The sequence below is a fragment of the Streptomyces sp. NPDC021225 genome (assembly GCF_044332865.1).
GTDB lineage: Bacteria > Actinomycetota > Actinomycetes > Streptomycetales > Streptomycetaceae > Streptomyces.
In genome coordinates, this window is sequence record NZ_JBIRPV010000009.1 from 161,096 (window position 1) to 172,375 (window position 11,280).

Here is an 11,280-nt window from a genome sequence, read left to right on the forward strand (position 1 = left end):
CGCCATCGGCAACGACATCACGCACGCACGCCCACAACTGACCCACGATCGAGGGCAAGAACATGGATGACGTCAAGAAGCTTCGCCACTTCCTGACCCGGGTCACCGCGGAACTTCAGGAGACGCGGTCGCGGCTGCGGGCCGTGGAGACTGCGGACAGCGAGCCGGTGGCGATCGTCGGGATGAGCTGCCGCTATCCCGGCGCGGTCGCGTCGCCCGAGGACCTGTGGCGGCTGGTGTCCGGCGGCGGGGACGCCATAACCGGCTTCCCGGCCGACCGCGGCTGGGACCTGGCCGGCCTGGTCGACCCCGCGGGCGACCGGCCGGGCACCTCGTATGTGGACCGGGGCGGATTCCTGCACGACGCGGGCGAGTTCGACGCCTCCTTCTTCGGCATATCACCGCGCGAGGCGCTGGCGATGGACCCGCAGCAGCGGCTGCTGCTGGAGACCTCCTGGGAGCTGTTCGAGCGCTCAGGTCTCGACCCGGCGGCGCTGCGCGGCAGCCGGACGGGCGTGTTCATCGGCTCCAGCTTCCGCGACTACGGCAGCAGGCTGCCCGCGGTCCCCGAAGAGGTCGAGGGCCACGCCATGACGGGCGTGGCGGGCAGCGTGGCGTCGGGCCGGATCGCGTACACCTTCGGCCTGGAGGGCCCGGCCCTCACCGTGGACACGGCCTGCTCGTCGTCGCTGGTGGCGCTGCACCTGGCGGTCCGTTCGCTGCGGCAGGGCGAGTGCTCCCTGGCGCTGGCCGGCGGTGTCGCCGTGATGTCGACCCCGGACCTGTTCACCGAGTTCAGCAAGCAGCAGGGCCTGTCGCGGGACGGCCGGTGCAAGGCGTTCGCGGCCACCGCGGACGGCATGGGGGCGGCCGAGGGCGTCGGCCTGCTGCTGGTGGAGCGGCTGTCGGACGCGGTGCGCAACGGCCACCAGGTGCTGGCCGTGGTGCGGGGCAGCGCGGTGAACCAGGACGGCGCGTCGAGCGGCCTGACGGCGCCGAACGGTCCTGCGCAGCAGCGGGTGATCCGTCAGGCGCTGGCCGACGCCGGGGTGTCCGCCGCCGCCGTGGACGCCGTGGAGGCTCATGGCACGGGTACGTCGCTGGGCGACCCGATCGAGGCGCAGGCGCTGCTGGCGACGTACGGCCAGGACCGGCCAGGGGACCGGCCGCTGCTGCTCGGCTCGGTCAAGTCGAATATCGGCCACACCCAGGCCGCGGCGGGCGTGGCCGGTGTCATCAAGATGGTGATGGCGCTGCGCCACGGCGTCGTACCGCGCACCCTGCACGTGGACGAACCGACCCCGCATGTGGACTGGGAGTCCGGCGCGGTCGAGCTGGCCACGGACAATCTGGCCTGGCCCGAGAGCGACCGGATGCGGCGGGCCGCGGTGTCCTCGTTCGGAGTGAGCGGAACGAACGCGCATGTGATCCTCGAACAGGCCCCGGCGGACGAGCGCGAGCCCGCCGACGCCCCCGCCCCGGCCGCGCTCACCGGCGCCCTCCCGTGGCCGGTGTCGGCCCGGTCCGCCGCCGCCCTGAAGGCCCAGGCAGGACGGGTGCGCTCCGTCGCCGCCGAACACGGGGACCCGGCCGGCATCGGCTGGTCGCTGGCGTCGACCCGGTCGGGCCTTGAGCACCGTGCCGTGGTCGTGGGCGACGCCCCGGACACCTTCCTGAGCGGCCTCGACGCCCTCGCGGCCGGGGAGCCTGCGGCCCACGTGGTGAGCGGCGAGACCACCGGCGCGCCCACGGGCGTGGTGTTCGTCTTCCCGGGCCAGGGGTCGCAGTGGGTCGGTATGGCCTCCGGACTCCTCGGCACCTCCCCGGCGTTCGCCGACTCGATCAAGAAGTGTGCGGGGGCGTTGGCGCCGCATATCGAGTGGGATCTGTTGGAGGTGTTGCGCGAGGAGGGTCCGCTGGAGCGGGTGGATGTGGTGCAGCCGGTGTTGTGGGCGGTGATGGTGTCGCTGGCTCAGGTGTGGCGTTCGGCGGGTGTGGAGCCGTCGGCGGTGATCGGCCATTCGCAGGGTGAGATCGCGGCGGCGTGTGTGTCGGGGGCGTTGTCGTTGGAGGACGGTGCGCGGCTGGTGGCGCTGCGCAGCCGTGCCATCGCGGGAGAGCTGGCGGGCCTCGGCGGGATGGTGTCCGTCGCGGCCTCCGTCGAGCGCGTCGAGGAGCTCCTCGAAGGACATGACGGCGTGTGGATCGCGACCGTCAACGGCCCGGCCGCCACCGTCGTGGCCGGATCCCCGGAGGCGCTGGACGCGGTGCTGGCGGCGGCTGAGGCGGTGGGGGTGCGGGCGCGTCGGGTGGCGGTGGATTACGCGTCGCATACGCCGCATGTGGAGCGGATCCGGGGGCGGTTGCTGGAGTTGGCGGGGCCGATTGTGCCGCGTGTGGGTGATGTGCCGATGTATTCGACGGTGACCGGGGCGCCGGTGACGGGTGTGGAGCTGGACGCGGAGTACTGGTATCGCAATCTGCGGGAGCGGGTGGCGTTCCATGACACCGTGCGGGTTCTGCTCGACCAGGGTGACCGGGTGTTCCTGGAGGTCAGCCCGCACCCCGTGCTGGCGGGCGCCATCCAGGAGGCCGGGCACGCCGTCGACACCGACGTCCTCGCCGTGGGCACCCTGCGGCACGACGAGGGCGGCCCGCGCCGCGTGCTGACCTCGCTGGCCGAGCTGTGGGTGCGGGGAGTCGAGCCCGACTGGAAGGCGGTCTTCGGCGGCGCCGCCGCGCCCGTGGACCTGCCCACCTACGCGTTCCAGCGCGACCACTACTGGCTGCGCGGCACCGCCGGCGTCGGCGATGTCGCCGGGGCCGGGCTGTCCGTCGTGGGCCATCCGCTGCTGGCGGCCGCCGTCACGCTGGCGGACGGCGACGGCTGCGTCTTCACCGGCCGTCTGTCCACGGCCGCCCAGCCGTGGCTCGCCGACCACGCCGTGCTGAACCGGGTCCTGCTGCCGGGCGCGGCCGTCATGGAACTCGCGCTGCGCGCGGGCGAGTCGGTCGGCAGCGACCACTTGGACGAGCTCGTGCTGCACGCGCCCCTGGTCCTGCCCGCCGACGGCACCCCCCTCGACATCCAGGTCGGCGTCGACGCCGCCGACGAACTGGGCCGCCGCGCCGTCCGGGTGCACTCCCGGCCGCACCGCCCGGGCCGGACCGATGACGAGGAGGAGTGGACCGGCCACGCCACCGGAACGCTCATCACCGCGCCCGCCGGCGAGCCCGCGGCCGAGGACACCGCCTGGCCGCCCGCCGACGCGGTCGCCGTGGACATCGACGGCTTCTACGAGCGCCTCGCGGAGGCCGGTTACGCCTACGGACCGGTGTTCCGGGGCGTGCGCGCGGTATGGCGGCGCGGCGCCGAGATGTTCGCCGAGGTCGCGCTGGACGAGGCCGCCGCGGGCGAGGCGGAGCGGTTCGGCGTACACCCCGCGCTGGTCGACGCGGCGCTTCAGACACGGCTGGTGACGGTGGCGGAGGGCGAGGCGGAGCGGATGATGCCGTTCTCCTTCTCCGGCGCCCGGATCCACGCCATGGGCGCCACCTCGGCGCGGGTCCGGATGGCCCCGGCCGGATCCGACGCGATCTCGGTGCGGATGACCGACCAGGCCGGGCTGCCGATCCTCACGGTCGACCAGATCGTCTCGCGCCCGCTGTCCGCCGACGCGATGTCCGGCACAGCGGTCAACTCGATGTACGAGGTGACCTGGGCGTCTCTGGCCACGGCCGACGCGCCGGAGCAGGGGCTCGCGATCCTCGGCGACGCCCTGCCCGGCCTCGACGCGCCGCGCTACCCGGACGCCGCCGCCGTGGCCGAGGCCGTCCGCGCGGGCGAGCCGGTGCCCCCGGTGGTGCTGCTTCCCTGCCCGCGCGGGGATGGCGGCGACATGCCCGCCGCGAGCCGGGAGGTGCTGGCCGCGGTGCTCGGCCCGGTGCGCGAGTGGCTCGCGCACGACGAGCTGGAGGCCGTACGGCTGGTTCCGGTGACCCGGGGCGCGATCGCCGTGGCCCCGGGCGACCGGATCGACATGGCGCAGGCCGCCGTGCGCGGACTGCTGCGCTCGGCCGCGTCGGAGCACCCGCACCGGATTCTCCAGGTGGACATCGACGGTGCCACCGACCCGGAGACCGACCCGGGGGTGATGGCGGCGCTGTCCGCGGTGGCGGCCGCCGCGGTGGCCGCGGGCGAGTCGGAAGCCGTCGTCCGCTCCGGCGCGGCGTCCGTACCGCGGCTGGCCCGCGTGCCCTCGGCGGACCCGGGAACGCTGCCGCTGCCCGGCACGGCCGGAGCCTGGGGGCTCGACCTGGACACCGCGGGCACCCTGGAGGGGCTGGCCCTGACCGCGTCCCCGAGGGCCGAGGCGCCCCTGGCGGCGGGCCAGGTGCGGGTCGCGGTGCGCGCGACCGGCGTCAACTTCCGGGATGTCCTGGTCGCGCTGGGCGTGGTTCCCAACACCGAATCGCTCTTCGGGTGCGAGGGCGCCGGTGTGGTGGTCGAGGTCGGCCGGGAGGTCACCGGTCTCGCGGTGGGCGATCGGGTGATGGGGCTGCTGTCGGGCGCGTACGCGGGTCCGCTGGCGGTGGCGGACGCGCGGATGGTCGTGCGTGTGCCGGGTGGCTGGTCGTTCGCCGAGGCGGCTTCGGTGCCCGCCGTGTTCCTGACCGCCTACTACGCGCTGGTGGACCTCGCCGATCTGCGGGCCGGCGAGTCGCTGGCGGTGCACGCCGCCGCGGGTGGGGTGGGCATGGCGGCCGTCCAGTTGGCCCGCTACCTGGGCGCCGAGGTGTACGCGACGGCGAGCGAGCCGAAGTGGCCGGTGGTGCGCGGCATGGGTGTTCCGGCCGAGCGGCTGGCGTCCTCGCGCACCCTGGAGTTCGCCGACCGGTTCCTCGAGGCGACCGGCGGCCGGGGTGTCGATGTCGTACTGAACTGCCTGGCCAGGGAGTTCGTGGACGCCTCGCTCGGGCTGCTGCCGAGCGGCGGGCGGTTCGTCGAGATGGGCAAGACCGACATCCGTGACGCCGACGAGGTCGCCGCGGCCCGGCCCGGGGTGCGCTACCGCGCGTTCGACCTCGGCGAGGCCGGTGCCGACCGGCTCGGGGAGATGCTCACCCACCTCGCGGACCTCTTCGGGCAGGGGGTGCTCAGCGCGCTGCCGGTGACCGCCTGGGACACCAGGCAGGCCCCGCAGGCCTTCCGCCACCTCAGCCAGGCCCGTCACACCGGCAAGGTGGTGCTGACCACCCCGCCGTCCGGCCCGCTCGACGGGACCGTGCTGATCACGGGGGGTACGGGGGTCATCGGTTCGGCCCTGGCCCGTCATCTGGCTACCGAACATCGCGTCACCGACCTGGTGTTGACCAGCCGTCGTGGCATGGAGGCGCCGGGTGCGGCGGAGCTTGTCGCGGACCTCGCGGAGCTGGGGGCCACGGCGCGGGTGGTGGCGTGTGATGTGGCGGATCGTGGGGCGTTGGCGGGGCTGTTGGGTGAGTTGCCCGGGCTGCGCGGTGTGGTGCATGCGGCGGGTGCGCTGGATGACGGGGTGGTGTCGGCGCTGACGCCGGAGCGTCTCGACACGGTGTTGCGGCCGAAGGTGGACGCGGCGTGGCATCTGCATGAGCTGACCCGGGACCGCGATCTGTCGCTGTTCGCGCTGTTCTCCTCCGCCGCAGGCGTCCTGGGCGCCGCCGGACAAGGCAGCTACGCGGCCGCCAACGCCTTCCTGGACGCCCTCGCCTGGCACCGCCGCGCCCAGGGGCTGCCCGCGCACTCCCTGGCCTGGGGCCTGTGGGCCGACCGCAGCTCCATGACCGGCGCGCTCGGCGCCGCCGACCTGGAGCGGATGCGCCGCAGCGGGGTCCAGGCGCTCACCACCGACGAGGGCCTCGCGCTGTTCGACGCCGCCGTCCGGATGCCGCGTCCGCACACGGTCCCGGTCAGGCTCGACGTGTCCGCGGTGGGCAGGCACAAGGACCCCGCCCCGCTCTTCCGCGCCCTGGTGCGCACCCCGGCCAAGCGGGTGGCGGCGAACGCGCCCGCCGATGGCGGCGGTCTGCGCGAGCGTCTCGCCACGCTCTCGCCGGCCGAGCGGGATCGGGTGTTGACGGAGTTGGTGCGGGCGCAGGCGGCGGTGGTGTTGGGGCATGGTGGTGCCGAGGCGGTGGGTGCGGATCGGGCGTTCAAGGATGTGGGGTTCGACTCGCTGACGGCGGTGGAGCTGCGGAACCGGCTGGGTGCGGCGACGGGGTTGCGGCTTCCGGTGACGGCGGTGTTCGACCATCCGACGCCGGTGGCGCTGGCGGCGGAGCTGGCGTTGCGGCTGGGGGCGGATGGCGAGGGCGTGTCCGTGCCTGCGGTTCCGGTTGCTGCGGCGGTGGCTGTGGTGGCGGATGAGCCGATCGCGATCGTGGGCATGAGCTGCCGGTTCCCCGGCGGGGTGGGCTCACCGGAGGACCTGTGGCAGCTGCTCATCGACGAGCGGGACGCCACCGGCGCCTACCCCACCGACCGCGGCTGGCAGGTCGACGACCTGGGCGACCCCCACTTCCCGGACGACTCCTACGCGCGGGTCGGCGGATTCCTGCACGACATGGCCGACTTCGACCCCGAGTTCTTCGGCATCTCGCCCCGCGAGGCCCTGGCCACCGACCCGCAGCAGCGGCTGCTGCTGGAGACCACCTGGGAGGCGTTCGAGCGCGCGGGCATCGACCCCACCACGCTCCGCGCCACCTCGACCGGCGTCTTCACCGGACTGATCTACAACGACTACGCCTCGCGGTTCCCCAGGCTGCTCAGCGGCTTCGAGGGATACCTGGGCAACGGCAGCGCCAACAGCGTGGCCTCCGGCCGGATCGCCTACACCCTGGGCCTGGAGGGCCCGGCGATCACGGTGGACACCGCCTGCTCGTCGTCCATGGTGGCCCTGCACCTGGCCGCCCAGTCGCTCCGGCAGGGCGAGTGCACCCTGGCCGTCGCGGGCGGGGTGACCGTCATGTCCACCCCGCGGCCGCTGATCGAGTTCAGCCGGATCGGCGGGCTCGCGCTCGACGGCCGCTGCAAGGCGTTCGGCGCCGACGCCGACGGCATGGGATTCGCCGAGGGCATCGGCATGCTGGTCGTCGAGCGGCTCTCCGACGCCCGGCGCAACGGACACCGGGTGCTGGCGGTGCTCCGCGGCTCCGCGCTCAACCAGGACGGCGCGTCCAACGGCCTGACCGCGCCCAGCGGCCCCGCCCAGCAGCGGGTGATCCGCCAGGCTCTGGCCAACGCGGGTCTGAGCGCCGCCGATGTGGACGTCGTGGAGGCACACGGCACCGGCACCTCCCTCGGCGACCCGATCGAGGCGCAGGCCCTCCAGGCCACGTACGGCCAGGACCGGGCCGAGGACCGGCCGCTGCTGCTCGGCTCGGTGAAGTCCAACCTCGGCCACACGCAGGCCGCGGCGGGTGTCGCCGGTGTCATCAAGACCGTGCTGGCCCTGCGCCACGGCGTCGTCCCGCGCACCCTCCACGTCGAGCGGCCCACCTCGCACGTCGACTGGGCGGCCGGGGGGCTGCGGCTCGCCGACGGAAGTGTGCCGTGGCCCGAGACCGGGCGGGCGCGGCGGGCCGCCGTGTCGTCCTTCGGCATCAGCGGCACCAACGCGCATGTGATCCTGGAGCACATCCCCGAGCAGGTGCCCGAGCCCGAGGCGCCCGCGGCCCCGGTCGCCGACGCGCCGGTCCCGTGGGTCGTCTCGGCCAAGAGCGCCGAGAGCCTCCGCGACCAGGCCCGCCGGCTGCACGAGCGGGTGACCGCCGCCCCGGACCTGGCCCCCGCCGACATCGCCCGGTCCCTGCTGACCACCCGGGCCGTCTTCGACCACCGCGCGGTGGTCGTCGGCCGGGACCGGGAGGAGCTGCTGCACCGCCTCGCCGCGCTGGCCGGCGGCGAACCGGCCGCCGGTGTGGTCCAAGGTGTCGCGGCCGCGCGCGCGAAGACCGTGTTCGTCTTCCCCGGACAGGGCTCGCAGTGGGCCGGCATGGCCACGGAACTCCTCGACATCTCCCCGGCCTTCGCCGAACGCCTCGAAAGCTGTGCCGCGGCTCTCGCGCCGCATATCGACTGGTCCCCGCTCGACGTGCTGCGCGGCCGCCCCGGCGCGCCGTCGCTTGACCGGGTCGACGTGGTGCAGCCGGTGCTGTGGGCGGTGATGGTGTCCCTCGCCCAGGTGTGGCGGACCCACGGGGTCGAGCCGTCCGCCGTGGTGGGCCACTCCCAGGGGGAGCTGGCGGCGGCGGCCGTGTCGGGTGTGCTGTCGCTCGACGACGCCGCCCGGATCGTGGCCCTGCGCAGCAGGCTCATCGCGCGGGAGCTGGCGGGGCAGGGCGGCATGGTCTCGCTCGCCAGGCCCATGGGCGCGGCCCTGGAGCTGCTGAAGCCGTGGGGCGAGCGCATCAGCGTCGCCACCGTGAACGGGCCCGGCTCCACCGTCGTCGCCGGTGAACCGGAGGCGCTGGAGGAGCTGATGGCCGCCTGTGAGCGCGAGGGGGTGCGGGCACGCCGTATCCCGGTGGACTACGCCTCCCACTCCCCGCAGGTGGCGCGGTTGCGCGAGGCGCTGCTGGACCTGGCCGCGCCGGTCGTGTCCCGGACGCCGGAGCTGCCCATGTACTCCGCCGTCACCGGCGAACTCCTCGCCACGGGCGCGGCGGACGCCGAGTACTGGTACCGCAACCTGCGCCAGACCGTGCTCTTCGAGCAGGCCACGCGCGCCCTGGCGGGTGCGGGACACGATGTGTTCGTCGAGGTCAGCCCGCACCCGGTGCTGACCACCGGCATGGCGGAGACGCTCGAGGACCACCCCGGCGACATCGCGATCGGCGGCACCCTGCGGCGCGACGAGGGCGGCCGGGACCGGCTGCTGACCGCGCTGGCCGAGGTGTTCGTGACCGGGGTGGCCGTGGACTGGGCGACCACCTTCGAGGGCGGGCGGACCGTGGAGCTGCCCACCTACGCCTTCCACCGGCAGCGCTACTGGCTGGACGCGCCGTCGGAGCCCGAGGCGGCCCGGGGCAACACCGCAGTGGACGAGGCATTCTGGGCCGCGGTGGACCAGCTCGACCCGGACGGGCTGGCGTCGACCCTCGGCGTCGAGGACGTGTCCGTACGGTCCTCGCTGAACGCGGTGCTGCCCGCGCTCTCGGACTGGCACCGGCAGCGGAGCGAGCGCGCCACCGTGGACACCTGGCGCTACGGCATCGCCTGGGCGCAGGTCCCCGAGACCGCGCCGGCCCCCCTGTCCGGCACCTGGCTGCTGGCCGTCTCCGCCGGATTCGAGGCGGACCCCCGGGTGGCCGCGCTGGTGGCGGGCATCGAGCGCCGCGGCGCCAGGGCCCTGCCGGTGGTGATCTCCTCCGACCGCCCCGCCGACATCGCCGCGCAGCTGCGGACGGCCTGCGAGCCGACCGAGCCGGGCGAGTCGGCTCAGCCGGCCGGAGTGCTGTCGGTGAGCGCCTGGGACGAGCGGCCGCACCCCTCCTACCCGGCGGTGCCGGGCGGCTTCGCCCATGTCCTGGCGCTGTGCCAGGCGCTGGAGGCCGCCGGTGTCACGGCGCCCCTGTGGTGTGTGACCAGCGGCGCGGTGACCAACGGAGCCGACGACGCCCCCGTCAGCCCGGCGCAGGCGCTGGTGTGGGGGCTGGGCCGGGTGGCCGCCCAGGAACACCCCGGCCGCTGGGGCGGGCTGATCGACCTTCCGGCCGAGCCGGACGAGCAGGACGTGAACCGGCTGTGCGGGCTGCTGTCCGGCGGATCCGGGGAGGACCAGCTCGCCGTACGGACCGGCGGTATCCTCGCCCGCAGGCTGGCCCGCACCCCGGCGCCCGCCGCCCCCGCCCGCGAGTGGACCCCCACCGGAACCGTACTGATCACCGGGGGCACCGGCGCCATCGGCGGCCATGTCGCCCGCTGGCTGGCCGCCCGCGGCGCCGAACACCTGCTGCTGCTCAGCCGGAGCGGACCGGACGCCGCGGGGGCCGCGGAGCTGCGGGCCGGCCTGGAGGCGGACGGCGCCCGGGTGACCCTCCTCGCCTGCGACGCCGGAGACCGTGAGGCGCTGGCGGCCGTGCTCGCCGACATCCCGGACGAGCTGCCGCTCACCGCCGTCTTCCACACCGCCGCGGTGCTGGACGACGGCCCGCTGGACGCGCTGACCGCCGACCGGGCGGACGCCGTGCTGCGGGCGAAGACCGGCGCCGCCCGGAACCTGCACGAGCTGACCGCGGATCTGGACCTGTCGGCGTTCGTCCTGTTCTCCTCCACCGCCGGCACCTTCGGCGCCGCCGGACAGGCCAACTACGCGCCCGGCAACGCCTACCTCGACGCGCTGGCGTGGCACCGACGCGCCCACGGCCAGGTGGCCACCTCCATCGGCTGGGGTGCCTGGGCCCAGGGCGGGATGGCCGAGAAGGAGGCCGTCGCCGATCTGCGGCGCCGGCACGGCGTCCCGGTGATGTCCCCCGAGCGGGCGGTCCTGGCGCTGCGCCAGGCGCTCGACGGCGACGACACCTTCCTGGTCGTCGCGGACATCGACTGGGACCGGTTCTACCTCGCGTACACCGCCGCCCGGCCCAGCCCGCTGCTGCACGATCTGGAAGAGGTGCGCCGCATCCGGGAGTCGGCCACCGGCGGGGCCGCCCCCGATCAGACGGGGCCGTCGCTCGAGGAGCGGCTGGCCGGCCTCGGCCGGACCGAGCAGGAGCGGGTGCTGCGCGACCTGGTGCGTACCCACGCCGCGGCCGTCCTCGGCCACGACGGGCCCGAGTCGGTGCCCACCGGCCGCCCGTTCTGGGAGCTCGGCCTGGACTCGGTCACCGCCGTCGAGATGCGCAACCGGCTGGGCGGCGCCGTCCAGCGCAAGCTCCCCGCCGGGCTCATCTTCGACTACCCGACCGTCACCGGCCTGGTCGGCTACCTCCGGGACGAGCTGTGCCGGGACGAGACCGAAGTCAGCCCGGTGATGTCCGACCTGGACCGGCTGGACATCGCGCTGGCCACCATGCCCGACGACGACCCGGCCCGGAACGAGGTGGCCGAGCGGCTGGAGAAGCTGCTGCGCCGGGTGAGCCCGGCCTCGGTCGTGACGCGGGCACCCGCGACGGACTGGGGCCTGGACTCGGCTTCCCAGGACGAGGTGTTCGCGCTCATCGACGAAGAACTGGGAGAGCTGTGACCCGGCTCCCGGCACACGCCTTCCCGACCGCTAGGGATCACAAGGATGGACCAGT

General features: G+C 74.8%; 1 protein-coding gene. It reads left to right on the top strand.

The features are described 5' to 3' along the window. The first annotated feature begins 62 nt into the window (after nt 1–62). Entirely contained in the window at nt 63–11,225 is an 11,163-nt protein-coding gene (locus ACH4S9_RS33490) for a type I polyketide synthase (protein WP_398375330.1), read from the top strand. Nucleotides 11,226–11,280 lie beyond the last annotated feature (55 nt).

Excerpts from the sequence above, each read along its gene's own strand:
- ACH4S9_RS33490 (WP_398375330.1), top strand. The coding sequence starts at position 63 with ATGGATGACGTCAAGAAGCTTCGCCACTTCCTGACCCGGGTCACCGCG.